The 25,297-nt window shown below is 68.1% G+C and carries 22 protein-coding genes; 9 read left to right on the plus strand and 13 right to left on the minus strand.

The genetic code is table 11. The features are described from left to right. The first annotated feature begins 212 nt into the window (after nucleotides 1-212). On the plus strand, nucleotides 213-734 hold the full coding sequence (locus SZ55_RS05715) for a CinA family protein (RefSeq protein WP_044402706.1): 522 nt from the start codon (nucleotides 213-215) through the stop codon (nucleotides 732-734). On the opposite strand, the gene SZ55_RS05720 is transcribed toward SZ55_RS05715, so the two are convergent. Beyond that, nucleotides 719-1,840: a mechanosensitive ion channel family protein gene (locus SZ55_RS05720; protein WP_044402710.1), complete on the minus strand. Its 1,122-nt coding sequence runs from the start codon at nucleotides 1,838-1,840 to the stop codon at nucleotides 719-721. The genes SZ55_RS05715 and SZ55_RS05720 overlap by 16 nt on opposite strands. 239 nt (nucleotides 1,841-2,079) lie before the next feature. On the opposite strand from SZ55_RS05720, the gene SZ55_RS05725 reads away from it, so the two are divergent. The 3 genes from SZ55_RS05725 (at nucleotide 2,080) to metC (ending at nucleotide 4,019) form a co-directional block, all read left to right on the plus strand. After that, a complete protein-coding gene (locus SZ55_RS05725; RefSeq protein WP_044402713.1) occupies nucleotides 2,080-2,433 on the plus strand; it encodes a hypothetical protein in 354 nt (117 codons plus the stop codon). Nucleotides 2,434-2,552: 119 nt separating this feature from the next. Continuing rightward, nucleotides 2,553-2,747, plus strand: a complete 195-nt coding sequence (locus tag SZ55_RS05730) for a hypothetical protein (protein ID WP_044402716.1) — start codon at nucleotides 2,553-2,555, stop codon at nucleotides 2,745-2,747. Nucleotides 2,748-2,840: 93 nt separating this feature from the next. After that, complete coding sequence (gene metC, locus SZ55_RS05735) at nucleotides 2,841-4,019, plus strand: cystathionine beta-lyase (protein ID WP_044402719.1); 1,179 nt, start codon at nucleotides 2,841-2,843, stop codon at nucleotides 4,017-4,019. 6 nt (nucleotides 4,020-4,025) lie between these two features. Here the strand turns inward: metC and SZ55_RS05740 are convergent, their stop codons facing one another. The 11 genes from SZ55_RS05740 to SZ55_RS05790 all read right to left on the minus strand — a co-directional run bounded on the left by SZ55_RS05740 (nucleotide 4,026) and on the right by SZ55_RS05790 (nucleotide 17,265). Beyond that, nucleotides 4,026-4,466, minus strand: coding sequence for an anti-virulence regulator CigR family protein (locus SZ55_RS05740; RefSeq protein ID WP_044402722.1), 441 nt, complete (start codon nucleotides 4,464-4,466; stop codon nucleotides 4,026-4,028). Nucleotides 4,467-4,468: 2 nt separating this feature from the next. After that, nucleotides 4,469-6,031 (minus strand): putative bifunctional diguanylate cyclase/phosphodiesterase, encoded by a 1,563-nt coding sequence (locus SZ55_RS05745; protein WP_044402725.1) that lies wholly within the window; start codon nucleotides 6,029-6,031, stop codon nucleotides 4,469-4,471. A gap of 236 nt (nucleotides 6,032-6,267) precedes the next feature. After that, the gene (locus SZ55_RS05750; RefSeq protein WP_044402728.1) at nucleotides 6,268-8,130 is read right to left on the minus strand and encodes an NAD(P)-binding protein; all 1,863 of its coding nucleotides are present in this window, start codon (nucleotides 8,128-8,130) and stop codon (nucleotides 6,268-6,270) included. A 64-nt stretch (nucleotides 8,131-8,194) separates the two neighbouring features. Further along, a complete protein-coding gene (locus tag SZ55_RS05755) occupies nucleotides 8,195-8,671 on the minus strand; it encodes an ester cyclase (protein ID WP_044402731.1) in 477 nt (158 codons plus the stop codon). Between the two features lie 316 nt (nucleotides 8,672-8,987). Then, the gene (locus tag SZ55_RS05760; protein WP_044402733.1) at nucleotides 8,988-10,412 is read right to left on the minus strand and encodes a gamma-aminobutyraldehyde dehydrogenase; all 1,425 of its coding nucleotides are present in this window, start codon (nucleotides 10,410-10,412) and stop codon (nucleotides 8,988-8,990) included. Between the two features lie 70 nt (nucleotides 10,413-10,482). Next, the gene (locus SZ55_RS05765) at nucleotides 10,483-11,289 is read right to left on the minus strand and encodes an ABC transporter permease (protein ID WP_044402735.1); all 807 of its coding nucleotides are present in this window, start codon (nucleotides 11,287-11,289) and stop codon (nucleotides 10,483-10,485) included. Further along, on the minus strand, nucleotides 11,279-12,229 hold the full coding sequence (locus SZ55_RS05770) for an ABC transporter permease (RefSeq protein WP_044402738.1): 951 nt from the start codon (nucleotides 12,227-12,229) through the stop codon (nucleotides 11,279-11,281). Before SZ55_RS05770 ends, SZ55_RS05765 begins: the two co-directional genes overlap by 11 nt. 1 nt (nucleotide 12,230) lies before the next feature. Then, the gene (locus tag SZ55_RS05775; RefSeq protein WP_044402741.1) at nucleotides 12,231-13,259 is read right to left on the minus strand and encodes an ABC transporter ATP-binding protein; all 1,029 of its coding nucleotides are present in this window, start codon (nucleotides 13,257-13,259) and stop codon (nucleotides 12,231-12,233) included. Nucleotides 13,260-13,478: 219 nt separating this feature from the next. Then, nucleotides 13,479-14,624, minus strand: a complete 1,146-nt coding sequence (gene ydcS / locus SZ55_RS05780) for a putative ABC transporter substrate-binding protein YdcS (protein ID WP_044402744.1) — start codon at nucleotides 14,622-14,624, stop codon at nucleotides 13,479-13,481. A gap of 130 nt (nucleotides 14,625-14,754) precedes the next feature. Further along, nucleotides 14,755-16,209 (minus strand): gamma-aminobutyraldehyde dehydrogenase, encoded by a 1,455-nt coding sequence (locus SZ55_RS05785; RefSeq protein WP_044402747.1) that lies wholly within the window; start codon nucleotides 16,207-16,209, stop codon nucleotides 14,755-14,757. Between the two features lie 144 nt (nucleotides 16,210-16,353). Beyond that, nucleotides 16,354-17,265: a LysR family transcriptional regulator gene (locus SZ55_RS05790; protein WP_044402750.1), complete on the minus strand. Its 912-nt coding sequence runs from the start codon at nucleotides 17,263-17,265 to the stop codon at nucleotides 16,354-16,356. Between the two features lie 337 nt (nucleotides 17,266-17,602). Between SZ55_RS05790 and SZ55_RS05795 the strand changes: the two genes are divergently transcribed. From SZ55_RS05795 to SZ55_RS05805, 3 genes are read left to right on the plus strand one after another with little or no spacing between them, the layout of a single operon-like run. Next, the gene (locus tag SZ55_RS05795; protein ID WP_044402753.1) at nucleotides 17,603-18,175 is read left to right on the plus strand and encodes a hypothetical protein; all 573 of its coding nucleotides are present in this window, start codon (nucleotides 17,603-17,605) and stop codon (nucleotides 18,173-18,175) included. A gap of 7 nt (nucleotides 18,176-18,182) precedes the next feature. After that, nucleotides 18,183-18,392, plus strand: coding sequence for a helix-turn-helix domain-containing protein (locus tag SZ55_RS05800; protein WP_044402756.1), 210 nt, complete (start codon nucleotides 18,183-18,185; stop codon nucleotides 18,390-18,392). Nucleotides 18,393-18,423: 31 nt separating this feature from the next. Beyond that, entirely contained in the window at nucleotides 18,424-18,813 is a 390-nt protein-coding gene (locus SZ55_RS05805; RefSeq protein ID WP_044402759.1) for a hypothetical protein, read from the plus strand. Nucleotides 18,814-18,822: 9 nt separating this feature from the next. On the opposite strand, the gene SZ55_RS05810 is transcribed toward SZ55_RS05805, so the two are convergent. After that, on the minus strand, nucleotides 18,823-19,875 hold the full coding sequence (locus SZ55_RS05810; protein WP_052807535.1) for an alpha/beta fold hydrolase: 1,053 nt from the start codon (nucleotides 19,873-19,875) through the stop codon (nucleotides 18,823-18,825). Nucleotides 19,876-20,148: 273 nt separating this feature from the next. Here SZ55_RS05810 and SZ55_RS05815 point away from each other — a divergent pair, with 273 nt between their 5' ends. Beyond that, a complete protein-coding gene (locus tag SZ55_RS05815; protein WP_236692392.1) occupies nucleotides 20,149-24,288 on the plus strand; it encodes a CHASE domain-containing hybrid sensor histidine kinase/response regulator in 4,140 nt (1,379 codons plus the stop codon). After that, the gene (locus SZ55_RS05820; RefSeq protein WP_044402762.1) at nucleotides 24,281-25,216 is read left to right on the plus strand and encodes a diguanylate cyclase; all 936 of its coding nucleotides are present in this window, start codon (nucleotides 24,281-24,283) and stop codon (nucleotides 25,214-25,216) included. Before SZ55_RS05815 ends, SZ55_RS05820 begins: the two co-directional genes overlap by 8 nt. The last annotated feature ends 81 nt before the right edge of the window (nucleotides 25,217-25,297 follow it).

The raw sequence follows: 25,297 nt of genomic DNA on the forward strand, positions 1-25,297 counted from the left end.
CACTGCTGGCGGTCCGGGCCGCCGGCCGCTTGGAAGATGAGTTGAAGGTCCCGACGCAGACGTCCGCTCCCCACATGAATCGAGACCGGAGGCCCGGCGGGATAGTTTCGACTTTATTTCCCGGCGGCCTCCGCCGGACGGTGGCGCTGCGGGGGGAACTCGGCCCCGGGGCCGGCCTTCATAGCTAGCAACAGCGAACGGAGGAAAGGGCCATGCAGCATGTCGAGCAGGTGGTGAGCTTCCTGGAGCGGTACCAGTTGACCCTGGTGACCGCGGAGTCCTGCACGGCGGGGCTGATGACGTCGATCCTCGCGGACGTGCCCGGGTGCGGGCAGGTGCTGGACGCGGGCTACGTGGTGTACTCCCCCGAGGCCAAGCAGCGCTGCCTGGGGGTGTCGCCGGACACCATGGAGCGCTTCGGCCTGACCAGCGAGGAAGTCGCCCGGGAAATGGCCCTGGGGGCGCTGGAGGCCGCCGACCGTGCCGGTGTGGCCCTGGCCAACACCGGGTTGGCCGAAGGGGCCGGCGAGGCGGATGGGCTGGTGTGCTTCGCCTGCGCCATGTACCTGGACGGCGAGCCCTGGGTGGTGAGCGAGCAGCGCCATTTCGACGGGGAGCGCAACACGGTGCGCGAGCAGGCGGCCCGCCATGGCCTGCTGCAGCTGCCCTATTACTACGAGCGCCTGCACCAGGCCTGGGCGGTGCGCCAGCCGGTGGATCAGACCGGCGGCTGACGCTCGGGCCCGGCGATGGGGCCGTCGCCAACTGCCGGGGCCTGGGGTGGCTGTAGCGAGCGCAGTTCGGCCCGCATGCGCGGCAGGCTGTCGGGGTAGTTGCGGTTGACGAAGCTGATGAGGTTCTCCCGCAGGTAGCAGCGCAGGTCCCAGTTGCGCGAGGAGTCGGCGGAGCTGACCAGCACCCGCAGCTGCATGGCGCGGTCGGTGGCGTCCACCACCTGCAGCACGCTGACGCGGCCGTCCCAGAGCTTGGGCTGCTCGCCGCAGAGCCGGTCCAGCTCGCGCCGCAGGGGCTCCAGGGGCAGGGCGTAGTCGACCCAGATGACCACCGCGCCGGTGATCGAGGCGCCGACCCGGGTCCAGTTCTGGAAGGGGTTCTCGATGAACCACTGCAGCGGCACCACCAGGCGGCGGTCGTCCCAGATGCGCACCACGACATAGGTGCCGGTGATCTCCTCGATGCGCCCCCATTCGCCCTGGACGATCACCACGTCGTCCAGGCGGATCGGCTGGGTCAGGGCGATCTGCAGGCCGGCGATGAGGTTGCCCAGCACCGGCTTGGCGGCGAAACCCACCGCCAGCCCGGCCACCCCGGCCGAGGCCAGCAGGCTGGTGCCCAGCTGCCGGGCGGTGGGGAAGGTCATCAGCATGCAGGCCACGCCGAACAGCACCACGAAGAAACTCAAGGTGCGTACCAGCACGCGGGTCTGGGTCTGGATGCGGCGGGCTTGCAGGTTGTCGGCGATGTCCACCGGGTGGCGCAGCAGGATCACCTGCTGCACCGCGTCCACCGCGCGCAGGCCGAGCCAGGTGAAGGTGCCGATCAGCACCAGGGAGGTGAGGCGGCGCAGCGGCTCGATGAACAGCAGGTCGTCCGGCGCGGAGCTGAGCACCGTCTGCACCCCCAGCAGCGGCAGCAGCAGGTACAGCGGGCGGCGCACCCGCTGCAGCAGCTCGCGCAGGAACAGCACGGGGCGGGTCAGGCGCTCGAACACCCGCAGGACAGCGCGGGACACCAGGGACAGGGCGAGGAAGACGGCGAGGACGGTGAGCAGCAGGCGCAACTCGGGCCAGGGCAGGTGGGACAGCCAGGCTTCGGGCATGGGGCACTCCTGGAACGGCGGGTTTTCGATGGCCGGGGCGCTCGGCGAGGCAGCGACGCGTCGGGCCAACGCTTGGGGATTCCCTGTTAGTGACCCGGTGAGGGGGAGGGGGTTCGGGTGAATCGCCCTGGCCGTTCGTCGTCCTTACACAACCTTTACCCGGGCGCTGCGATCCGTTTTTCGCCGTTGCGGTCTGAACAGGCATCCCGGCACCTGTCCCGCCGGGCAGGAGGAAAACCATGTTTCGTCGTTTGCCCCAGGTGGCCCTGTTGGTGGGAGCCGCCGCACTGGCCGGCCAGGCGTCCGCCCATGGGCATGATGCCGGCCCGGCGATCGTCGGCGCCGTCATGGGGGCCGTGGTCGGCGGAGCCATCGTCGCGTCCCGTCCGGCGCCGGTCTATGTGGAACAACCCGCTCCGGTGTATGTGCAGCCGGCCCCCGTCTACGTGGCACCGCCGCCACCGCCGCCGGTCTACGTCTACCCGGCACAACCGGTGTATTACCAGAGCGTGCCGGTGTACGCCCCGCCGCCGCGCTACTACGGGCCCCGCTACTACGGCCCGCCTCACCGCTGGGGTGGCCCGCACTGGTAACCCTTGCCAACGAGCCCCACTCCGGTGGGGCTCGTTGCGTCTGGCGACCGTTCGGCGGCTGGGGCGAACGCACAGCGGCACGGGGCTTCCAAGCTCCATCGCCACCCGAGGGAACACCCATGGAACGCCCGATCGCCGCAGCGGATGCCTACCGGTTCGGAACCACCTGTGAACGCGCCGTACGCCCCGGCACCCGCCCGGAAGGCTCGGGCAGCCTGGCCCGTCGCGACGAACCCGCACCGGGCAGCCTGCTCATGGAGCGCAGCGCCGTCACCGTCGAACGACGGGGCGAGCCGGGTGGTTCACGGGGCTGAGGCTCGCCCGGGCTGCCGGCGGCGAGGGGGAATCGGTTAGCATCGCGGCCTTTGCCCGGCCACGTGCGCCGGGCCCCGACAGGCTGCAGGCACATGAACAGAGACGACATCCCTTCCTTCGGCATCGGCACCCAGCTGTCCATGCTCGGGCGCGACCCTTCCGAGCAGTACGGCTTCGTCAACGGCCCGCTGTACCGGGGCTCCACGGTCATCTACAAGACCCTCGACGACATCGAGCAGCGCCGCGCGCGCTTCTCCTACGGCACCGCCGGCACGCCCACCATCGCCAACCTGGAAGATGCCTGGACCCAACTGGCCGGCGCCGCTGGCACAGTGCTTTCGCCCTCGGGCCTGGGCGCGGTGTCCCTGGCGCTGTTCAGCACCACCCGCGCGGGTGACCACATCCTGGTGCCGGACAGCGTCTACCGGCCGACCCGGCATTTCTGCAACCACATGCTGGCCCGCTACGGCGTCACCACCACCTACTACGACCCGATGATCGGCGCCGGCATCGAGGCGCTGATGCGCCCCGAGACCACCACGCTGTTCCTTGAAGCGCCGGGCTCGCAGACCTTCGAAGTGCCGGACCTGCCGGCCCTGGTGGAGGTGGCGCGGCGGCGCGGGGTGCGCACCCTCCTCGACAACACCTGGGCGACACCGCTGTTCCTGCGGGCCCATGACCTGGGCATCGACCTGACGGTGGAGGCGGGCACCAAGTACCTGGGCGGGCATTCGGACCTGCTGCTGGGCCTGGTGACGGCCAACGCCGAATGCTGGCCGGCCCTGCGCGCCACCTACGACAGCCTGTCCATGCTGCCGGGGGCCGAGGATTGCGTACTGGCGCTGCGCGGCCTGCGCACGCTGAAGCTGCGGCTGGAAGAGGCCCAGCGCCGGGGCCTGGAAATGGCCCACTGGCTCAAGGCCCGGCCGGAGGTGAAGCGCGTGCTGCACCCGGCCTTCGAGGACTGCCCCGGGCATGCGCACTGGAAGCGTGACTTCACGGGGGCTTCGGGGCTGTTCTCCATCGTTCTGGAGGACCGCTACAGCCGCGAGGGCCTGGCGGCCATGCTGGACCACCTGCGGGTGTTCAGCATGGGCTTCTCCTGGGGCGGCTACGAGAGCCTGGTGATCCCCTTCGACTGCCGCAGCTACCGCACCGCCACGGCCTGGACGGAGCCGGGCTTCTGCCTGCGCCTGCAGATCGGCCTGGAGGACATGGACGACCTCAAGACCGACCTGGCCGAGGGCTTCGCCCGGCTGGCGGCCTGCTGAGGCGGTTCAGTCCAGCACGTCGTGCAGGACTTCCTGGATGAGCCCGGTGGCCACGGCCACCAGCAGCAGGTCGGTCCCGGCCTGCACCCAGTCGTAGCCGGGGTAGGACGGCAGCCTCTGCAGCAGGCGGCCGTCCAGCTTGCGGGCGATGCCGGGCGGCAGCGGCTTGCCCCGCGCGAGGTTCTTGCGAATGCCCGGGGGCAGCGAGGCGCCGGGGCTCCAGTAGTCGCGGTTGTCCTGCAGGACGATGCGGATGCCGCCGATGTCGATGCTCGGCCCCGCCGACTGGGTGGCCGCATTGCCGTGGCCGCCATGGCCGTTGCCGTTGCCATGACCGTTGTTGCCCTTGCCGTTGCCATTGCCGGGCGACGCCAGGGCGGAGGCGCTCGCGCCTGCCAGCAACAGGGCGCAGGCGAGCAGCAGCGGGCGGTGGTTCGGGGTGTGCATGATCAGGACTCCGTGGAGTGGGGGTGGGCGGAAGGCCGCGGGACCGGCCCCAGCAGGCAGGGCCCACGGGCCACCATGGCGGTGGCCTGGGCGGTGGATACCGGCGGGCTGAAATAATACCCCTGGCCTTGCCGGCAGCCGACGCTCTGCAGCCATTCCAGCTGCCGCTGCGTCTCGATGCCTTCGGCAACGGTGGGGATGCCGAGTTCCTGGCTGAGGCCGAGCATGGCCCGCAGGATGCTTTCGTCCTTGCTGCCGTTGTCCAGCGCGGCGACGAACTGGCGGTCGATCTTGAGCTTGTCGAAGTTGTAGCGGCTGATGTGGGCGAGGGACGAGTAGCCGGTGCCGAAGTCGTCCAGCGACACGCGGATGCCCATGGCCTGCAGCGCCTGGATGTTGGCGTTGGCCCGCTCGACATGGTCGATCACGGCGGTCTCGGTCACCTCCAGCTCCAGCCGCCGGGGCGGGAAGCCCACCTTGTTGAGGATGCGCGAGACATGGAACGGCAGGCTTTCGTCGGCCAGGTCGATGGCGCTGAGGTTGAACGAGAGGAATACGCCGTTGGGCCACTGTCGGGCTTCCTGGCAGGCGCGCTGGAGCAGTTCGCGGGTGATGCGGGTGATGTAGCCGAGGCGCTCGGCTGCGGGGATGAACTGCGCCGGCCCCAGGCGGCCGGCCTCGGGGTGGTCCAGCCGGGCGAGGGCTTCGAAGCCGAGGATCTCGCCGCTCTCCAAGGCGACGATGGGCTGGTAGTCCACCCGCAGGTAGCCGGCCTTCATGCCGTCGTCGAGCAGCTTCACCAGGCGCGTCTGCTGCTCCAGCTCGGTGTCGTTGCCGGGCTCGTAGAACACCGCGGTGTTGCGTCCCTCGCGCTTGCCTGACTGCACGCAGAAGGCGGCGCGGGCCATGAGTTCGTCCAGGCGGCGACCGTCGTCCGGGTAGCGGGCGACGCCCAGGGTGGCGCTGACCTCGATGCGTGCGTCCTTATGCAGCACCGGCTGGCGGATCAGCTCCAGCAGGGCGCCCAGTAGCGCATTGGCAGCGGTGTGGCTTTTCTGGGAGTGCAGCACCAGGGTGAATTCGTCGGCACCGCTGCGACCGATCAGGTCGCCTTCGGGCAGCGCCGTGGCCAGCCGGCGGGCCAGCACCTGCAGCAGGTGATCGCCGGCCTCATGGCTGTGCAAGTCGTTGACCAGGCGGAAGCCATCCAGGTCCACCAGCACGAAGTAGAACGGTGAGTCGGACACCCCCAGGTAGGGCTCCAGGTGGCTGCGCAGCCCCCGGCGGTTGGGCAGGCCGGTGAGCATGTCGCGTTCGGCCAGGCGCGTGACCTTGAGTTCCGCGCTGCGCCGGGCCTGGGCTTCCCAGCGCATTTCCATCAGCCGGCGCACGCCGAAGATGAAGCCGCACCAGCCCACCAGGCTGAGCATCAGCAAGATCTCGTCCAGCTCCCAGTGCTCATGACGCCAGGCGGCACGCTGCAGCATGTCGCCCACTTCGAAGCGGGTCAGCAGGGCGAGGCTGACCAGGGCGAACAGCAGGATCAGGATGATGTCGCGCTTCATCCGGCCGGGACGAGGACGAGGACGAGGACGAGGCGGGCGATCTTGGCTGTTGGGCATGCGGGGGAAGCACTCCGAAGCCCCCGGCCAGGGCTTTCGCCAGGGATACGGAAAATATAGACGTGCCTGGTGCCGGTGGGTGCCTGCCGAATCTGCCGGGGGCGACGCGCCCAACCCGGGCGGGCCGTGGGGCGCATGGCCGGGTGATGGCGCCAGCACCATCACCCGGCTGCGTTCGCTCAGCCCAGCTCGCGCACCGCGCGCCAGGCTTCGTCGATGGCGGCGTGGGCGTAGGCGCTCCAGGCCGCGTCGGAGTTGGCGATGGCGACGTTGCCCAGCTTGCGGCGGGCGAGGTTCATCAGCTTCTCGCTCTCGTCTTCGTCGTCGAACAGGCTGTTGGAGAAGTAGGCGTAGCCGTGGGACCAGCGGTTGACGGTGATGGCGAGGATGTCCTTCTCGTGGTCGAAGCCGGCCGGGCCGAGCATGGCCTGGAGCTGCTCGCGGATCATCGTTTCCATCTGCTCGAAGCTCATGGCGTAGAGCTTGCCGCGGCCGACCCGGGCCTGGGTGCGGGCGTCCATGCCCATGCCGGGGCTGGTGGGCACGTAGACCATGTGCAGGCCGATGGGCTGGGCCGGGTCGCGGGGGTGGCGGTAGCCGCCGATGTCCACCGGGTAGTCGAGCTTGACGCGGCTGTAGGGCTGGCTGGGGGCGTAGATCTCGTGGACGCCGAGCTTGGCGAAGCTGTGCCAGTTGCGGATCACCACCTTGGTGTACACCAGCGGGAACTTGACGTTCTGCGCCAGGGCGTGGGCCTGCGGGGCGGGCAGGTCGCGGAGCAGGTAGGGAATCATCATGTTGTAGCAGGCCAGCACGCAGTGCCGGGCGCGCACGCGGTGCAGCTGGCCGCCGCGGCTGTAGCCCACGTCCACGGCACCGGCGCGGTTGCGCACGCTGACGGCGGTGCTGTTCAGGCGCAGGCGCACGGCGTTGGAGGGCAGGTCGAGGCGGGCGTAGTCGAAGTCGGCGAGCACGATGTCGTCCATGCCCTTGCCGGCGGCCACGCCCGGGATCAGGCTGCGCACCAGCAGGCGCGCCACCGAGGCGTTGCCGTCGGGGAAGTGGTAGATGTACGGCTCTTCCATCTCGGCCTTGGCTTCCTCGCTGATGGGCGAGAGGTCCATCGCGGCGAAACCGGGGAAGCCGACGGCGTAGGCATCCGCTGCGGCGACGGCGTCGATGCTGAGGGCGGAGAAGTCGTTGGTGCGGCTGAGGAAGTAGCGGGTGGCGGCTTCGCTCAGGCCGACGTCCTTGCGCAGGAAGTCCTGGTAGCTGGTCTTGGCCAGGTGGGCTTCCTTCTCCTCGCGGCTCTTGCCGGCCAGGTAGTCACGGGGCGCTTCGTGCAGGGCGATGAGGGCCTCGCGGTCGGCCTCGGGCAGCGGGAAGTCGTTGATGAAGGCGCGCCAGCTGCGGGCGTTGAGTTTTTCCGGGGCGATGTCGTCGGCCACCATCGGTGTCGGGTCGCCGGTCACCAGCTTGTCTTCACCGAAGCCGGCCTTGTCGAAGAACACCCCGCGGGACAGCCCGAGGCCGGGGTAGAAGTCGCGGTCGAAGGCGGTCTCGAAACGGTCGATGTCCACCCCCAGCTGCTTGAGCAGGCCGTTCACCTGGCTGCTGTAGAGGTGCTTGGGCGACTGGAAGGCTTCGCTGCCGCCGTAGCCGAGAATCATCCGGCCGCCGGCCTGGAATTCGTTGCGCTTGGCGTGGCCGCCGAAGTCGTCGTGGTTCTCGACGATGAGGATGCGTGCGTCGGGGTTCTGCTGCCGGTAGAACCAGGCCGCCGAGAGGCCGCTGATGCCGCCGCCGACCACCACCAGGTCGTACTGCTCTTCGATGGGCAGGCCGTCGGTGTCGAACACCTTCTTCTCCCAGCCCATCTGGTGCGCCACATCGAAGGAGCCGGGGTGGCTGCCGCGCAGGCCGGTGAGGGCAGGGGGGTAGTAGCGCCCGGAGGGGGCTGCGCGCAGCAGCTGCAGCGGGGTGAGGCCGAGGCCGACGGTCAGGGCGGCGCCGTTGAGGAAGTCGCGGCGGGTGATGCTCATGGTGTACCTGCAAGGCGTTTGTTGTGGGTGCGGGCGCCCGGATCGTTGCCGGGCCCCCGTGGGCTTACCAGCCCAGTTGCTTATTGAAGCCGAGGGCGTCGTAGTAGTCGCCCTGGTAGACGATCTTGCCGTCCTTGATACGGACGAAGCTGACCCCTTCGAACTTCAGGGGCCTGCCGGTGGCCGGGGTCTCGGCGCTCCAGGCGCCGCTGTTGGTGCCGGCGAATTCCCACTGGAAGGCGATGCCGTCGGGCCCGACGATGGGCGCGCTGGTCATCTTCCAGGTCAGGTCCGGCACGGCGCCGATGAACACCTTGATGACGTTGTCGCGGGCCGCTGCCTTGCCGTTCTGCGGCGTGCCGACGGTGGCGTCGAAGTACACCGCGTCGTCGGCGAGGAAGGTGGCGGCCTTGTCGGCGTCGTGGGCGTTCCAGGCGGCCATGTAGCCTTCGACGACGGACTTGGCGTCGCTGGCGGCCTGGGCGAGACCGGCGGCGGTGCAGAGCAGGATGAAGCTGAAACTACGCAGGGTGGTTCGCATTTCGGGTTCTCCTGGGGTGGGTGCAGCGGTGGTGAAGCCTTGCTGGGAACAGGAACCCGTGGGAGCGAATTCATTCGCGAAAGCCGCGCAGCGGCCAGCCGATCATGGGCCGGCCCTGCGGGCCGGATCGCGAATGAATTCGCTCCCACAAGAGCGGGCGAATGAATTCGCCCCTACAGGGGGTGCATGAAGGGCTGAGCGTCGAGCGCGCAGGCCGGGCTAGGCGAGAAGCGCGGAGAAAGCGGAATGTACTGCAGTACATGAGCATTTCGACGTGCTTCTCAACAACGCCCGGGCCAGCGAGCGGCGCTCAGGGTCAGTGTTTGAACATGACGTGGCGGATGGCGGTGTAGTCTTCTAGTCCGTACATCGACATGTCCTTCCCGTAGCCCGACAGCTTCACGCCGCCGTGGGGCATTTCGCTGACCAGCATGAAGTGGGTGTTGACCCAGGTGCAGCCGTACTGCAGGCGGGCGGCGAGGCGGTGGGCGCGGCCGACGTCGGCGGTCCACACGGAGGAGGCCAGGCCGTAGTCGGAGTCGTTGGCCCACGCCAGCGCCTGGGCTTCGTCGTCGAAGGCGGTGACGGAAACCACCGGGCCGAAGATCTCGCGGCGCACCACTTCGTCGTCCTGGCGGGCATCGGCCAGCACGGTGGGCTCGAAGAAGAAGCCGGGACGGTCGGCACGCTTGCCGCCGGTGACCACGCGGATGTGGCTCTGCTGGCGGGCGCGTTCGACGAAGCCTTCGACGCGGGCCAGGTGCTGTTCGGTGATCAGCGGGCCGAGTTCGGTCTGCGGGTCGTCCTGCTCGCCGTAGCGGATGCTGGCGACGGCGGCGCCGAGCTTCTCGACGAACTTCTCGTAGATGCCTTTCTGGGCGTAGATGCGGCAGGCGGCGGTGCAGTCCTGGCCGGCGTTGTAGAAGCCGAAGGTGCGGATGCCGTCCACGGCGGCGTCGATGTCGGCGTCGTCGAAGATGATCACCGGGGCCTTGCCGCCCAGCTCCATGTGCATGCGCTTAACGGTGTCGGCGGTGCCGGCGATGATGCGGCTGCCGGTGGCGACCGAGCCGGTGAGGGAGACCATGCGCACCTTGGGGTGGGTGGTCAGCGGCTCGCCGACGCTGGGGCCACGGCCCACCACCAGGTTGACCACGCCGGCGGGGAAGATCGAGGCGATCAGCTCGCCCAGGCGCAGGGCGGTCAGCGGGGTCTGCTCGGAGGGCTTGAGGACCACGGTGTTGCCGGCGGCCAGGGCCGGGCCGAGTTTCCAGGCGGCCATCATCAGCGGGTAGTTCCAGGGGGCGATGGAGGCGACCACGCCCACCGGGTCGCGGCGGATCATCGAGGTGTGGCCCGGCAGGTACTCACCGGCGGCGGAGCCCTGCAGGCAGCGGCTGGCACCGGCGAAGAAGCGGAACACGTCGGCCACGGCCGGCAGTTCGTCGTTCAGTGCGGCGCTGAAGGGCTTGCCGCAGTTCTGCGATTCCAGGCGCGCCAGCTCTTCGGCGTGGGCGTCGATGGCGTCGGCGAGCTTGAGCAGCAGCAGGGAGCGGTCCTTCGGGGCGGTCTGCGACCAGCCGTCGAAGGCGGCATCGGCGGCGCGCACGGCGGCGTCGACCTGGGCCGGGGTGGCTTCGGCGATTTCCACCAGGGTGCTGCCCAGGGAGGGGTTCAGGACGGCGAGCTTCTCGCCTTCGCCAGCGACCAGTTGGCCATTGATCAGGAGCTTGGTTTGCATCGTTGAAGTCCTCTTGTTCTTGAACGGGGAACGTCGTCGTTCGGCTGGGGTTCGGGCTGGGGGCGAGCGGCTATTTGCCGCTGCCGGCCACGCCTTCGCCCCCTTTGGTCAGGTAGTAGGCGCCGAGGATCGGCAGCATGGTCACCAGCATCACCAGCATGGCCACCACGTTGGTCACCGGGACGTCACGCGGGCGGCTGAGCTGGTTGAGCAGCCAGATCGGCAGGGTGCGCTCGTGGCCGGCGGTGAAGGTGGTGACGATGATCTCGTCGAAGGACAGGGCGAAGGCGAGCATGCCGCCGGCCAGCAGGGCCGAGCCGAGGTTCGGCAGGATCACGTAGCGGAAGGTCTGCCAGCCGTCGGCGCCCAGGTCCATGGAGGCCTCGATGAGGCTGTTGGAGGTGCGGCGGAAGCGGGCGATGACGTTGTTGTAGACGATCACCACGCAGAAGGTGGCGTGGCCGATGACGATGGTCATCAGGCCGGGCTCGATGCCCAGGGCCTTGAACGCCGCCAGCAGCGCGATGCCGGTGATGATGCCGGGCAGGGCGATGGGCAGGATCAGCATCAGCGAGATGCCTTCCTTGCCGAAGAACTCCCGGCGGTATAGCGCGGCCGCGGCCAGGGTGCCGAGCACCATGGCGATGAGCGTGGCGATGCTGGCGACCTTGAGCGACAGGACGATGGATTCGATCACGTCCTGGCGCTCGAAGGCGACGCTGAACCAGTGCAGGGTGAAGCCCTGGGGCGGGAAGCTAAACGCGGCGTCTTCGGTGTTGAAGGCGTACAGGAAGATGATGAGGATCGGGAAGTGCAGGAACACCAGCCCGCCCCAGGCGGCAGCCTTGAGGCTCCAGGAAGCGTTTTCAGAGTGCATCGAAGGCCCCCAGGCGTTTGACGATGGACAGGTACACGGCGATCAGCACGATGGGCACCAGGGTGAACGCGGCGGCCATGGGCATGTTGCCGATGGCGCCCTGCTGGGCGTAGACCATGCTGCCGATGAAGTAGCCGGGCGGGCCCACCAGCTGCGGCACGATGAAGTCGCCCAGGGTGAGGCTGAAGGTGAAGATCGAGCCGGCGGCGATGCCGGGCACCGACAGCGGCAGGATCACCTGCATGAAGGTCTGCCGCGGGTGCGCGCCGAGGTCGGCCGAGGCTTGCAGCAGCGACGGCGGCAGGCGCTCCAGGGAGGCCTGGATCGGCAGGATCATGAACGGCAGCCAGATGTAGACGAACACCAGGAAGCGCCCGAAGTTGGAGGTGGACAGGGTGTTGCCGCCCACGCCGGGGGTCGCCAGCAGCAGGTTCAGCAACGGCTCCAGGCCCAGGTGCTGGACGAACCACATGGCGACGCCGCCCTTGGCCAGCAGCAGGGTCCAGGCGTAGGCCTTGACGATGTAGCTGGCCCACATCGGCATCATCACGGCGATGTAGAAGAACGCCTTGGTCTTGCCGGTGGTGTAGCGCGCCATGTAGTAGGCGATGGGGAAGGCCAGGGCGGCGCTGGCCACCGAGACCGCCACGGCCATCACCAGGGTGCGCTGGATGATGTCGAAGTTGGCGGCCTGGAACAGGGCCTGGAAGTTCGCCAGGGTCAGGTCGGTGGAGACCGCCATGGTGAAGTCATCGAAGGTGTAGAAGCCCTGCCACAGCAGCGTCAGCAGCGAGCCGAGGTAGACCGCGCCGAACCACAGCAGCGGCGGCACCAGCAGCAGCGAGAGGTACAGCGTCGGCTTGCGGTAGAGCAGGTTGGACAGGCGCCGCATCGGGCCCTTGGGGGCCTGTGCGCGGGCGGCGTTGAGTGTCAGTTCCATCTCAGGCGCCCTCGTTCAGCAGCACCATCGCCTCGCGGGCCCAGCGCAGGGTGACGCGCTGGCCGCTCTGGTGGGCGAGGTCGATGGCTTGCCATTGGTCGTTGGCCTGGCTGACGCAGAGGTTCTGGCCGTTGTCCAGGCGGATCTCGTAGCGGGTGGCGGCGCCCTGGTACTGGATGTCGTGCAGCAGGCCGCTCAGCTCCACCTCGCCGCTGGCGCAGGCGCCCTGGGCGAAGCGGATGTGCTCGGGGCGGATGGAGAAGGGTTGCGGGTTGCCGGTGAGCTGGCGGGCCAGGTCGTCGCGCAGGACGTTGGAAGTGCCGACGAACTCGGCGACGAAGGGGGTGGCCGGCTTCATGTAGAGGTTGCGCGGGGTGTCCACCTGCTCGATGCGGCCCTTGTTGAACACGGCCACGCGGTCGGACATGGACAGCGCTTCGCTCTGGTCGTGGGTGACGAAGATGAAGGTGATGCCCAGCTGGCGCTGGAGCTTCTTCAGCTCGCTCTGCATCTGCTCGCGCAGCTTGAGGTCGAGGGCGCCGAGGGGTTCGTCCAGCAGCAATACGCGGGGGCGGTTGACCAGGGCACGGGCCAGGGCCACGCGCTGGCGCTGGCCGCCGGACAGTTGCACCGGCTTGCGGCCGCCGTAGCCGCCCAGGGCCACCATGCCCAGGGCCTCTTCGGCACGGGCCAGGCGCTCGGACTTGGCCACGCCCTTGACCTTGAGGCCATAGGCGACGTTCTCCAGCACGCTCATGTGCGGGAACAGGGCGTAGTCCTGGAAGACGGTGTTGACGTCCCGCAGGTAGGGCGGCAGGCCGGCGGCCTCCTCGCCGTGGATGCGGATGGACCCCGCGCTGGGCTGCTCGAAACCGGCGATCAGGCGCAGGCAGGTGGTCTTGCCCGAGCCCGATGGGCCGAGCATGGAAAAGAACTCCCCGTCCTGGATATCGATGGAAACCCGGTCGACAGCCTTGACCTCGCCAAACTGGCGGGAGACCTGGGTGAATTGAACGGCGGGAGTGGTCATGGTGCGTGCTCCAAGGGGCCGGCGCAGAGGTGCCGTGCCCGTGAATCTGAGATACGAGTGAATCGGTGCAGGGAAGGAAAAGTCGTTCAGGGGGCGTCGCGAGCAGGCCCTCAGCCGCGTCCGGCCAGCGCGCAGGAGCCGCAGCGTACATCTGTACGTGAGGACTCCGAGCACTGCCCGGGCGCGGATCAGGGCCGCGCAGCCGCTACCTAACGACTTTTAGCGGCCGCCCATGATCGCGATGTAGTCCTGGGTCCACTTGCTATAGGGGACGAACTTGCCGCCCTCGGCCTGCGGGGTCTTCCAGAAGGCGATCTTGTCGAACTGGTCGTAGCCGTTGGTGCTGCAGCCTTCGGCACCCAGCAGGGCGCTGGCCTTGCAGCCTTCCGGCGCGGCGGGCACGGAGCCGAACCAGGCGGCGACGTCGCCCTGGACCTTGGGCTCCAGGGACCAGTTCATCCACTTGTAGGCGCAGTTCGGGTGCTGGGCCTCGGCGTGCAGCATGGTGGTGTCGGCCCAGCCGGTGACGCCTTCCTTGGGGAACACGGTGGCGATGGGCTGGCCTTCGGTCTTCAGGGCGTTGGCCTGGTACGGCCAGGCGCTGGAGGCGACCACGCCTTCGTTCTTGAAATCGCTCATCTGCACGGTGGTGTCGTGCCAGTAGCGGTGAATCAGGTCGTGCTGCTTGCGCAGCAGGTCGAGCACGGCGGCGTACTGCTTCTCGTCGAGCTGGTAGGGGTCGGTGATGCCCAGGTCGGGCTGGGTGGCCTTGAGGTAGAGGGCGGCGTCGGCGATGTAGATCGGGCCGTCATAGGCCTGTACGCGGCCCTTGTTGGGCTTGCCGTCGGGCAGGTTCTGCGCTTCGAACACCACGGACCAGCTGTCCGGGGCCTTGGTGAAGGCCTGGGCGTTGTACATCAGCAGGTTGGGGCCCCACTGGTAGGGGGTGCCGTAGGTCTTGCCGGCGACGGTGTACCAGGGCGCGTCCTTCAGGCGTGGGTCGATGTTCTTCCAGTTGGGGATCAGGTTGGGGTCGATGGGCTGCACGCGCTTGCCGTAGATCAGGCGCAGCGAGGCGTCGCCGGAGGCGGTGACCAGGTCGTAGCCGCCCTTGGCCATGAGGCTGACCATCTCGTCGGAGGTGGCGGCGGTCTTCACGTTGACCTGGCAGCCGGTGTCCTTCTCGAACTGGCTGACCCAGTCGTAGTTCTTGTCGGACTGGCCGCGTTCGATGTAGCCGGGCCAGGCGACGATGTCGAGGCGGCCTTCGCCGGCTCCCACGGCGGTGATGGCGTCGGCGGCCTGGAGGCTGGCACTGGCGAGCAGGCCGGTGGTGATGGCGCTGAGCAGGGTGATCTGGCGCATTGGTGTCTCCCTCGTTGTTGTCTCTTTTGGTAGGGCAGCTTCAATGGGGTGCAGCGTCCCGCGTGCGGCCGGGATGAGCGGTCCGCCGGGGTGTCTTGTTGTGCGCCGGCAGCGTGCCACCGGCGTTCGTTCAGTCCTGTAGCTGGCCGTGGCAGGCCATGATGTGGCGCACCACGCTGTAGTCCTGCAGCGAGTCGCTGGAGAGGTCCTTGCCGTAGCCGGAGCGCTTCAGCCCGCCGTGGGGCATCTCGCTGGCCAGCATGAAATGGGTGTTGATCCAGGTGCAGCCGTACTGCAGCCGGTTGGCGATCTGGAAGGCGCGGTCGAGGTTCTGCGTCCACACCGAGGAGGCCAGGCCGTATTCGGAGTCGTTGGCCCAGTCCACGGCCTGTTCCAGGTGCTCGAAACGGGTGACGGTGACCACCGGGCCGAAGACTTCGCGCTGGACGATCTCGTCCTGCTGCTTGCAGCCGGCCAGCAGGGTGGGCTGGTAGTAGAAGCCGGGGCCGGAGTGCACGGCGGCGCCGGTGACGCGTTCGATGTGGGGCTGGCCGAGGGCGCGTTCGACGAAGCTGGCGACGCGGTCGCGCTGGCGGGCGCTGATCAGCGGGCTGATCTCGTTGTCGGCGTCGCGCTTGCGGGCGAAGCGGATGCTCGCCACGGCGTCGCCCAGTTCGGCCACCAGGCGGTCATGGATGCCGGCCTGGGCGTAGATGCGGCAGGCGGCGGTGCAGTCCTGCCCGGCGTTGTAGTAGCCGTGGGTGCGTACGCCCTGGACCACGGCGGCCAGGTCGGCGTCGTTGCAGACGATGACCGGGGCCTTGCCGCCCAGCTCCAGGTGGGTGCGCTTGAGGGTACGGGAGGCGGCCTGGAGGATCTTCTGCCCGGTGACGATGTCGCCGGTGAGGGAAACCATGCGCACCTTGGGGTGGCTGACCAGGTGGCTGCCGACGCTCTCGCCGCCGCCGCAGACGATGTTGAGCACGCCGGCCGGCAGCAGGTCCACCAGCAGCGGGGCCAGGGCCAGCACGCTCAGCGGGGTGTGCTCGGAGGGCTTGAACACCAGGGTGTTACCGGCGGCCAGGGCGGGGGCGATCTTCCACGCGGCCATCATCAGCGGGTAGTTCCAGGGGGCGATGGAGGCGACCACGCCCACCGGGTCGCGGCGCACCATGCTGGTGTGCCCGGCGACGTATTCGCCGGTGAGCTGGCCCTGCTGGCAGCGCACGGCGCCGGCGAAGAAGCGGAACACGTCGGCGGTGGCCGGCAGGTCGTCCTGGCGGGCCAGGTGCAGGGGCTTGCCGCAGTTCAGCGATTCCAGCTGGGCCAGTTGCTCGGCCTTGTGTTCGATGGCATCGGCGATCGCCAGGAGGGCACGGGCACGGTGGGCGGGGGTGGTGCGGGACCAGGCGGGGAAGGCGCGGTGGGCGGCAGCGATGGCCTGTTCGACCTGGTCCTGGGAGGCATCGGCGATGCTCACCAGGGTTTCGCCGGTGGCGGGGTTGATGATCGCTTCGGCCATGCCTTCGCCGGTGACCAGTTGGCCATCGATCAGAAGCGCGGTGTGCAAGGTCGGGCCGGTCATCTTCGTGGTTCTTCTTTTATCGGTCTTGTTATCGGGCATGCGGGGCTCCGTGGACGGGCCGGGCGCTGACCTTCTGGTATAGCGACAGAGACTAGAGCCCGGGCCTGGGGTCGACAAATTCTAAATAACGAAAGGCGCGTTCGATTAAATCGAAGGCCGCTTGGTGTTCGGATGCTCCCGGGCGACGGTGAGGAAGGGGTCCACCATCGGCGGTCGGGTGGTGCCCCGGCGCCAGGCCAGGCCCACGTCCAGGGGCTCGCTGAGGTCCACCAGGGGGCGGGCTTCGATGATGTCGCCCTCCAGGGACCAGGGGCGGTAGGTCATGTCCGGCTGGATCGACAGGCCGAGCCCGGCGGCCACCAGGCTGCGCACGGCCTCCACCGAGGCGGTGCGCAGGGTGACCTGGGGCGTGAGCCCGGCGCGGGACCAGATGCGCTGGGTGTGCAGGCCCATTTCGTCAGCGTTGAGCTGGATCAGCGGCTGCCCGGCGACGTCCGCCAGGCTGATGCTGTCGCGCTCCAGCAGCGGGTGCTGGGCCGGCAGCCAGAGGCGGTGCGGGGAGTGGGTCAGCACCTCGGTCTGCAGGGCGTGGCGGTCCTCCAGGTTGGAGAGGATGAGCACGCCGACGTCGATCTCGCCACTCACCAGCAGGTGTTCGATGTAGGGGCGTTCATCCTCCACCACGCGGGTCTGCACGTTGGGGTAGGCCCGCTGGAAGCGGTTGATCAGGTCCGCCAGGTAGTAGCCGGCCACCAGGCTGGTGACGCCGATGGTGAGGCGGCCGGACACCTGGTCGGTGCTCTGCTGCAGGCTGCGCTTGGCGTTCTCCACCGTCGCCAGGATCAGGTGCGCCTGGCGCAGGAACTGATGGCCCTGGTGGGTGAGGGTCATGCCCTTGGCGTGGCGGTCGAACAGGCGCACGCCGATCTCGTCCTCCAGCTGCTGGATGGCCAGGGTCAGGGTGGACTGGGAAATGAACACCGCCTGGGCTGCAGCGGAAATCGAGCCGCTTTCGGCCACGGCAATGAAATGACGGATCTGGCGGAGGGTCATCATGGGAGAGGGTCAGCCATGGAATGGGGTGTTTTAGGAAAAGGAAGCGGCGTTTTTAAGAAAATGCATGGTTGCATTCTTTTTTATAGAACAAAACCCATCGTGCCCAGGCGTTCGCTCGGATCGGCGGGCCTCAACCGGGGTGCGACATTCGCGCACGTGCCGTGGGCACCCATGGGAGCGTCCCCGTCCGGGTGGGCATGCCGCCGAACCTCAACGAATGAATGCGCCTGAATTTTAGGGTTGATCGATCCGCTTTTTTTGCATTACTTTTTAAAAAGTTATCGCGAGACGATAATTTATTAATCCGAAATGCAATTGAACCCAGGACGGTTTCCCTATGCAACACCTTCCCTTGCTGTCTTCCTTCAAGCGCCTCAAGTGGGCCGGGCTGGCCACCGCCGGCCTGGCCTGTGTCATGGCCCTGAGCGACATCATCATCAACACCGCCATGTGGCACAGCGGCCTGATCAGTACCGGCTACCTGGAATTCTGGGGCGAGAGCATCCCGCTGCTGCTGGCGGAGGACTACCAGCTCCCTACGCTGAACCTGGTGCTGCTGGTGGCGCTGGACTATGTGCCGGTGCTGATCTCCAGCCTGGGCCTGCTGCTGACCGGGCTGTTCTTCCTGCGGCTGTCGCGCCGCGAGCTGTGGTCCACCCGTAATGCGCGGCTGCTGATGACCATCGGCGGGCTGTCGATCCTCGGTCTTGTGCTGCAACCAGTTCTCTACACCCTGACCGGTCTAGTACTATCGCTCGGCCTTCCCCCGGGGGAGGGTCTCCTGGCGGTTTCCGTCGGTTTCAATACCGAATCCATGTCCGAACTCCTCAAGGCGGTCTTCGTCTGCTCGTTCGGTTTCATGATGAATGAAGCCCGCTCGCTCAACGAGGAAGTCAAGGCGTTCGTATAACGGCACCATGAGCATCATCATCAGGCTGGACGTGGTCCTGGCGCAGAACAAGGTTCGCTCCAAGGAACTCGCTGAAATCATCGGCATCACCGAGCAGAACCTTTCCCTTCTGAAGAACGGCAAGGTGAAGGGCATTCGCCTGGAAACCCTCGACCGCATCTGCCGGACCCTCAACTGCCAGCCTGGCGACATCCTTGAGTACCAGCCGGACGACTGATCCGGCCCCACCCCAACCCCGGTGATTCCCCTTGAAACGACTCCTGTCCCTGGCAGGCGCGGCGGCTGCGCTCGTCCTGCTTTCGGCCTGTGGCCCCTCCGGCCGCTACCAATACGACCTCCCCAAGGATGGCTACGCCCAGGCCTGCGTCGCCCAGTGCCGCATGCAGAAGCAGCAATGCGGCTACCTGGACGACAGCAAGCGGCGCCTGCAGGAAGCCCGCATGGACGCCTACCACTACTGCGTGGCGGGCAAGGACAAGCGCCAGGCCCGCAAGGACTGCGCCTACCCCGGCACCTACGGTGACTATGGCAGCTACGGCGGCGGCTACAGCGCCTTCAGCTCCTGCGCCGACGACTACGACCAGTGCTTCACCAGCTGCGGCGGCACCATCCGCTGGATACCGGCGCCGACGCAGTAGGCCGCGCCCTCAAGGGCCGGTGCGTTGCCAGGCGCAGATGTCCAGGGTGGCGCCGCGCTTGAGCAACGGGCCGGCCTCGCGGGTTTCCACCAGGCGCGACTGCCCGCGCCAGCACAGCAGCGTGCGCCGCCCGCCGTAGGCCAGGTCCGCGAGGATCTGCCCCCAGTGGCGGTACTGCACGTCGTGACCCTCGCCGGGGTACAGGCGGGTAGCCACGACGTTGGCGTAGTGGCTGCGCCAGAAGGCGGCGTGGGCCGGCACCACCGTGGTGTCGGCCTCGCCGTGGTAGATGAACACCGGCGCGGCCACCGCCGAGACGTCCGCCACCGGCTGGCTGCAGTAGAGCTTCAGCTCGTGCACCAGGGGTTGCAGGTCGAAACCGGTCGAGCCCTTGCCATAGAAGAAGCGCGCGCCTTCGTCGGCGGCCTCGTCGAGGAAGCCCGGCACCCGGTTCACTGCGGTGTTCGGCCCCAGGTCCCACCACACCGAGGGCACGTCGTAACGGGCGGCCAGGTAATTGTCGATGATCTGCTGGTCACTGAGCGCGCAGGACGGGGAGGGCGCCGCCACCCCTGCGTTCTGCGAGATGGCCGTCGCCAGGTGCACCGAGCGCAGGCGTGTCGGCAGGCGCGAGGCGATGGCCGCGCTGTAGGGCCCACCGCCGGAAATCGCCACCAGGGAGAAACGCTGCACGCCCAGGTGGGCCAGCAGCGCCTCCACCTCGGCGGCGTAGCTGGCGTAGTCGCCGCTGGGGTCGAAGGCGGTTTCGCCGAAGCCGTTGCGTTCCAGGGCGATGAAGCGCAGCCCCAGGGATTGCCGCAGGCTGCGCAGGAAGTCGGTCAGCGCCAGGGCCCGACCACTGGTGCCGTGCCCGCTGACCAGTACCACCGGGATGCCGTTGCGCGGGCCTTCGTCCAGGTAATGCAGGGTCTTGCCGTTGCCATCCACCCAGCGCTGCATCGCCGGGCCCATGTAGTCGAAGTCGTTCTGCACCTTCACATCCGCCAGCGCCGTGCCCAGGCTCAGGGCAAGGGCCAGCAGCCATCCGAAGCAACCCTTCATGGGTGTTCTCCTGTTCGTCGTGGTTTCGTCCCATCCACCGCATCCCGACTGCCAGGCCACCTGGGAAACGGAGCGGCACCAGTGTAGGAAGACCCCGGGCATCCGTTTTGACGTGGAGCGACGCTTTCTCGGACGGTGACGACTCCACACGGCGTGCCTGTGCCGGCATTCGGCCTGCAAACACCCGACCAGCGTCTACGCTGTCGAAAAGCAGCCGCCGGGGCGTCAAGACGTCTTGCCCCGGCTGTTCGGGACAGACGCCGGGAACGAAGGATGATCAGAAGGCAGGCCGTGATCGTGGTGGCATGGATGCTGGTAGTGCTGGGTGCCGGGCTGCTCGCCAGCCTGCTGGTCAGCCAGCACCAGGCCAATCGCAACCAGAGCTTCATCCACCAGATGCTGCTCAACGACGGCAAGCTGATCGAGCACGAGCTGATCGGCCGGCTGGACATCTACACCTACCGCCTGCGCAGCATCCGCGGCGCGATCTACATGCTGCAGTTGCCCAACGTCACCCGTGATCTGCTGGCGCGCTTCGGCCGTGTCCGCGACATCGAGAAGGAGTTTCCCGGAGCCCGGGGCTTCGGCTTCATACGCCGCGTCGCGCCCGAGGATGAAGCTGCGTTTCTCCGTCGGACCCGGGCGGACGGCATGCCGGACTTCAGCATTCGCCAATTCGCCGCCCACGCCGGCGAGCGCTACGTGATCGAGTTCGTAGACCCTGCCCAGCGCAACCAGGCCGCTTTCGGCCTCGACATCGCTTCCGAAACCCGCCGTCGCCTCGCCGCCGTCAAGGCGATGAATACCGGCCAGCCGACCCTTACCGCGCCCATCACCCTGGTGCAGGAGTCGGTCGAGCCCTCGCGCGCCTTTCTCCTGCTGTTGCCGGTCTACGCCACGCCGGATACGCCGCCCACCGTCGAAGAGCGCCAGCGCAACACCCTGGGCTGGGCCTATGCGCCCCTGTCCATGCAGGAAGTGATGCGCTCGATGACCTACCCGGCCAGCGACCTGCACCTGACCCTCTACGACGTTGTGGACAGCAACACCAACCACCTCATCTACGACTCCTTGCCCGACCATGTGGACGACGGGGTTGCCAGCGCCAGCTTCCAGCGCGAGGTCTACGGGCGCACCTGGCGCTTCGAGATCAGCCCCCACGCCAACTACATCCAGCGCCTGGAGTTGCCCAGCCCGGAGCGCGTGTTCGGCATCGGCACCCTGGCCAGCCTGTTGCTCACCGGCATGACCGGTGCCCTGCTGGTCTCGCGGCAGCGGCAGAGGACCATCTCCGCGCAACAGGCGCGCCTGGCCACCATCATCGAGAACTCCCGGGACGCCATCATCGGCGAGGCCCTGGATGGCACCATCGTCACCTGGAACCCCGCCGCCGAGCAGATGTTCGGCTACCGCGCCGATGAGGTCATCGGCCGCCCCCTGGCGCCGCTGCTGGTGCCCCCCGAACGCTTCTCGGAGGACGAAGACCTGCTCGAACGGGTCTCGCGGGGCGAGCTGGGTTCGACCCTGGAGACCCAGCGTCGGCACAAGCAGGGCCACCTGATCGACGTGGCCATCACCTGCAGCCTGATCCGCGAGCCGGACGGCACGATCCTCGCCGCTGCCAAGCTGATGCACGACATCAGCGACCGCCTGCGCGCCGAGAACTACCTGCGCGAATTCAGCGCCAAGCTCGAACTGGAGGTGAGCCAACGCACCGCCGAGCTGTCACGCCTTGCCGGCCTGCTGCAGGGCGTGCTCAACGCCTCCTCGGAGGTGTCCATCATCGCCACCGACACCCACGGCCGGGTGGCGATCTTCAACCGGGGCGCCGAGCGCCTGCTGGGCTACCGGGCCGACGATGCGGTGGGCCTGCTGTCGATCCTCTCGCTCCATGAGCAGGGCGAGATCAACCGGCGCGGCGAAGAACTCAGTGCCGAAGCCGGGCGCAGAGTTCAGGGGCTGGAGGTGCTGTGCCTGAAAGCCGACAGCCAGGGCGCGGAAACCCGTGAGTGGACCTACATCCGCCAGGATGGCAGCGCGGTGCCGGTGTCCATGGTGATGACCGCCATCCGCACCACCGGCGGCGAAGCCATCGGCTACCTGAGCATCGCCCAGGACATCACCGAGCGGCGGCGATCCAGCGAGGAGCTGCGTGCCGCCACGGTGGCAGCCGAACGCGCCAACGCGGCCAAGAGCCTGTTCCTGGCCAACATGAGCCACGAGATCCGCACCCCGATGAACGCCGTGATCGGCGTCGCCCACCTGCTGCAGAACACCCCGCTCAACGAGGAGCAGCGCAACCTGCTAGGCAAGCTGGAGATCGCCGGGCGTTCGCTGCTGGGGATCATCAACGACATCCTCGACATCGCCAAGATCGAGGCCGGCGAGATGCGCCTGGAGAGCCGCCCCTTCAGCCTCCGCCAGCTGCTGCAGGAGCTGGGCGAGCTGTTCTCGCCCCAGGCCGAGGCCAAGGGCCTGGGCTTCACCCTGGAGGGCCTCGACGAACTGCCGGCGCAAGTGCTGGGGGACTCCCTGCGGATCAACCAGATCCTCATGAACCTGGTGGGCAACGCGCTGAAGTTCACCGCCACCGGGCAGATCACCGTTCGTGTCGCCTGCCGGGAGGTCGATGCCGAACAGGTCCGGGTGACCCTCACGGTCGTCGACACCGGCTGCGGCATCGCCGCCGAAGTAGTGGACCAACTGTTTTCGCCCTTCACCCAGGCCGATGCCTCCACCACCCGTCGCTTCGGCGGCACCGGGCTGGGGTTGTCCGTGGTGCGTGGCCTGGCCGAGCAGATGGGCGGCAGCGCCGGGGTGCGCAGCGTACTGGGGCAGGGCAGCGAGTTCTGGGTGGAGATTCCGCTGGAAATCGCCCAGACCGATCTGGACGCCACCGCCACCGCCACCGCACGCAGCCTGGAAGTGGTGGTGGTGGACGACAGCGAAGCCGACCGCCAGCAACTGGCGCGCCATTGCCGTGGGCTCGGCTGGCGGGTGCGCATGCTGGACAGCGGCGAAGCCCTGCTGGACCTGCTGCGCGAGCGCGTGCAGCACGGCTTGCAGCTGCCCGACGTGCTGCTGGTGGACTGGCAGATGCCAGGGCTCGACGGCGTTGCCGTGCTGGAAGAGAGCGCACGTATTCTCGCCCCGACCCGCCTGCCCAGCAGCCTGCTGGTCTCGGCCCACGAACTCGACGGCTATGTGCGGGAGAGTGGCGGACTGGTGGACCAGGCCCTGCGCAAGCCGGTGGACAGCTCCAGCCTGTTCAATGCCGTCAACTCGGCAGTGGTCCGCCATGTCGGCAACACCGAGAAGGTGATGCTCGGCACCGACCTGGATACCCGCTCCACCCGCTGGCTGGAGGGCACCCGCCTGCTGCTGGTGGACGACAGCGAGATCAACCTCGAAGTGGCCAGCCTGCTGCTTGGGCAGCAGGGCGCCGAGGTGGACACCGCCATGAACGGGCGCGAGGCGGTGCAACGTCTCGAACAGGCACCGGATCACTACGACGCGGTGCTGATGGACGTGCAGATGCCGGAAATGGACGGCTATGAAGCCACCCGCACCCTGCGCGGGAAGCTCGGCCTGACCCGCCTGCCGGTGATCGCCCTGACCGCTGGTGCCCTGGCCGAGGAGCGCCGCCAGGCCGAGGCGGCCGGCATGAACGAGTTCCTTTCCAAGCCCCTGGAGCCGACCTCGCTGATCCGCACCCTGCGTCGGCTGATCGAGCAGTTCCGCCTGGAACCGCTGCCCGTGCGCAACCTCTCCGCCCGCCTGGAGCAGAAAGACGAGCAGGCCTGGCCGGTAATCCCCGGCATCGACGCCCGGGAGGCGGCGAACCGGCTGGGAAACGACATCGACCTCTTCCTCGGGTCGCTGAACAAGCTGTTCAACGAATTTGCCGACCTCGAGGACACCCAACTCGCCCAGCAACTGCTCAGCCGTGATGCGGCGACCCTGGCTGGCAAGCTGCACAAGCTGCGAGGCTCCGCCGGTCTGCTGGGGGCCATGGCGCTGCACCGGGCCTGCGGCGATGGCGAGTCGAGCATCCGCAGGCCGGCCGGCAGCGCCGAGCAGCGCCTGGCCCTGCAGCAGGTGTCCGAAGCCCTGGTGGCCCTGCGCGCGGCCGCCGCACCTTATCTGGAGACACAGCTGAGTACCCCGGCCTCCGGACCGCAGGACGCCGGCGAGGCCGAGCAGGCCCTGGAGAGGTTGATCACCCAACTGCAAGGCCGTGACATGGCGGCCATCGACACCTTTCCCGACGCCGTGGCGGCCCTGCTGGCAAAAGGCGGCCAGGCATTGGCGGACGCGGCCTGGAAGGCGGTGGACGACCTGCAATTCGACCAGGCACTGGACGTCCTGGCGGCCCATGGACTGATTGACGACGAGGGAAGCGAGCATGCATGACGCCATCATCCTGCTGGTGGATGACGACACCCTGGCCATCCGCGCCCTGAGCAAGGCCCTGAACGGCCTGGGCCAGATCCGCTTCGCCACCTCCGGGGAGGAGGGGTTGCGCATTGCCCGGGAGAGCTTCCCGGATTTGGTCATCCTCGATTCGGAGATGCCCGGCATGAGCGGCTTTCAGGTCTGCGAGGCGCTGAAGAAGGACCCGGTGCTGGAGGCCATCCCGGTGATCTTCATCACCAGCCACACTGAAGGCGACATGGAGGAGGCCGGCCTGGCCCTGGGCGCGGTGGACTTCATCGCCAAGCCCATCCGCCCGGCCATCGTCGCTGCCCGGGTGCGCACCCACCTCCGGCTCAAGCAGGCCCTCGACCGCCTCAATGTACTGGCCCAGACCGACGGCCTCACCGGGCTGTCCAACCGCCGCACCCTCGATGCCGCCCTGGAGCGCGAGTGCGTTCGCGCCAGCCGCAGCGGCAGCGCGGTGTCCCTGGTGTTGCTCGATATCGACTTCTTCAAGCGCTACAACGACACCTACGGCCACATCCAGGGCGACCAGTGCCTGGTGTTGGTGTCGGCGGCCCTGCGTCGCTGTGCCAAGCGCGCAATCGATGTGGTGGCTCGCTACGGCGGCGAGGAGTTCGCCCTGCTGTTGCCGGACACCGGGCCGGATGGGGCCTGGGAGGTTGCCGAGCACATCCACCATGAGGTGGCTCGGCTGGGCATTCCCCATGCCGAAAGCGACAAGGGCCAGGTTTCTGTCTCCATCGGCGTCGCCAGTTTCGTGCCAGCAGAACCGACGTTGCACCCGCACCTGTCTCCGGCCGACCTGCTCAAGGCGGCGGATGCGGCCCTCTACGAGGCCAAGACGGCTGGGCGCTCCTGCAGCCGCCAGCGTGACGTGCCCGGCGAGCCCGCAACCGGATAATGCCGTTCATTCCGCTCGTGCCGCGCTTCGCCGGGTCGCCCTCGACAGGGCGCCCGGCCCTGGTCCAGGCTGCTTCCCCCA

The organism is Pseudomonas sp. FeS53a, from assembly GCF_000931385.1.
GTDB classification, from domain to species: Bacteria; Pseudomonadota; Gammaproteobacteria; order Pseudomonadales; family Pseudomonadaceae; genus Metapseudomonas; species Metapseudomonas otitidis.

Bases quoted from the DNA above. Each gene is read 5' to 3' on its own strand.
- SZ55_RS05810 (WP_052807535.1), bottom strand. From the start codon at position 19,875: ATGAAGGGTTGCTTCGGATGGCTGCTGGCCCTTGCCCTGAGCCTGGGC.
- SZ55_RS05795 (WP_044402753.1), top strand. From the start codon at position 17,603: ATGCAACACCTTCCCTTGCTGTCTTCCTTCAAGCGCCTCAAGTGGGCC.
- SZ55_RS05750 (WP_044402728.1), bottom strand. From the start codon at position 8,130: ATGAGCATCACCCGCCGCGACTTCCTCAACGGCGCCGCCCTGACCGTC.
- SZ55_RS05815 (WP_236692392.1), top strand. From the start codon at position 20,149: ATGATCAGAAGGCAGGCCGTGATCGTGGTGGCATGGATGCTGGTAGTG.
- SZ55_RS05785 (WP_044402747.1), bottom strand. From the start codon at position 16,209: ATGACCGGCCCGACCTTGCACACCGCGCTTCTGATCGATGGCCAACTG.
- ydcS (WP_044402744.1), bottom strand. From the start codon at position 14,624: ATGCGCCAGATCACCCTGCTCAGCGCCATCACCACCGGCCTGCTCGCC.
- SZ55_RS05745 (WP_044402725.1), bottom strand. From the start codon at position 6,031: ATGAAGCGCGACATCATCCTGATCCTGCTGTTCGCCCTGGTCAGCCTC.
- SZ55_RS05715 (WP_044402706.1), top strand. From the start codon at position 213: ATGCAGCATGTCGAGCAGGTGGTGAGCTTCCTGGAGCGGTACCAGTTG.
- SZ55_RS05800 (WP_044402756.1), top strand. From the start codon at position 18,183: ATGAGCATCATCATCAGGCTGGACGTGGTCCTGGCGCAGAACAAGGTT.
- SZ55_RS05730 (WP_044402716.1), top strand. From the start codon at position 2,553: ATGGAACGCCCGATCGCCGCAGCGGATGCCTACCGGTTCGGAACCACC.
- SZ55_RS05755 (WP_044402731.1), bottom strand. From the start codon at position 8,671: ATGCGAACCACCCTGCGTAGTTTCAGCTTCATCCTGCTCTGCACCGCC.
- SZ55_RS05820 (WP_044402762.1), top strand. From the start codon at position 24,281: ATGCATGACGCCATCATCCTGCTGGTGGATGACGACACCCTGGCCATC.
- SZ55_RS05765 (WP_044402735.1), bottom strand. From the start codon at position 11,289: ATGCACTCTGAAAACGCTTCCTGGAGCCTCAAGGCTGCCGCCTGGGGC.
- metC (WP_044402719.1), top strand. From the start codon at position 2,841: ATGAACAGAGACGACATCCCTTCCTTCGGCATCGGCACCCAGCTGTCC.
- SZ55_RS05775 (WP_044402741.1), bottom strand. From the start codon at position 13,259: ATGACCACTCCCGCCGTTCAATTCACCCAGGTCTCCCGCCAGTTTGGC.
- SZ55_RS05720 (WP_044402710.1), bottom strand. From the start codon at position 1,840: ATGCCCGAAGCCTGGCTGTCCCACCTGCCCTGGCCCGAGTTGCGCCTG.
- SZ55_RS05790 (WP_044402750.1), bottom strand. From the start codon at position 17,265: ATGATGACCCTCCGCCAGATCCGTCATTTCATTGCCGTGGCCGAAAGC.
- SZ55_RS05770 (WP_044402738.1), bottom strand. From the start codon at position 12,229: ATGGAACTGACACTCAACGCCGCCCGCGCACAGGCCCCCAAGGGCCCG.
- SZ55_RS05725 (WP_044402713.1), top strand. From the start codon at position 2,080: ATGTTTCGTCGTTTGCCCCAGGTGGCCCTGTTGGTGGGAGCCGCCGCA.
- SZ55_RS05760 (WP_044402733.1), bottom strand. From the start codon at position 10,412: ATGCAAACCAAGCTCCTGATCAATGGCCAACTGGTCGCTGGCGAAGGC.
- SZ55_RS05740 (WP_044402722.1), bottom strand. From the start codon at position 4,466: ATGCACACCCCGAACCACCGCCCGCTGCTGCTCGCCTGCGCCCTGTTG.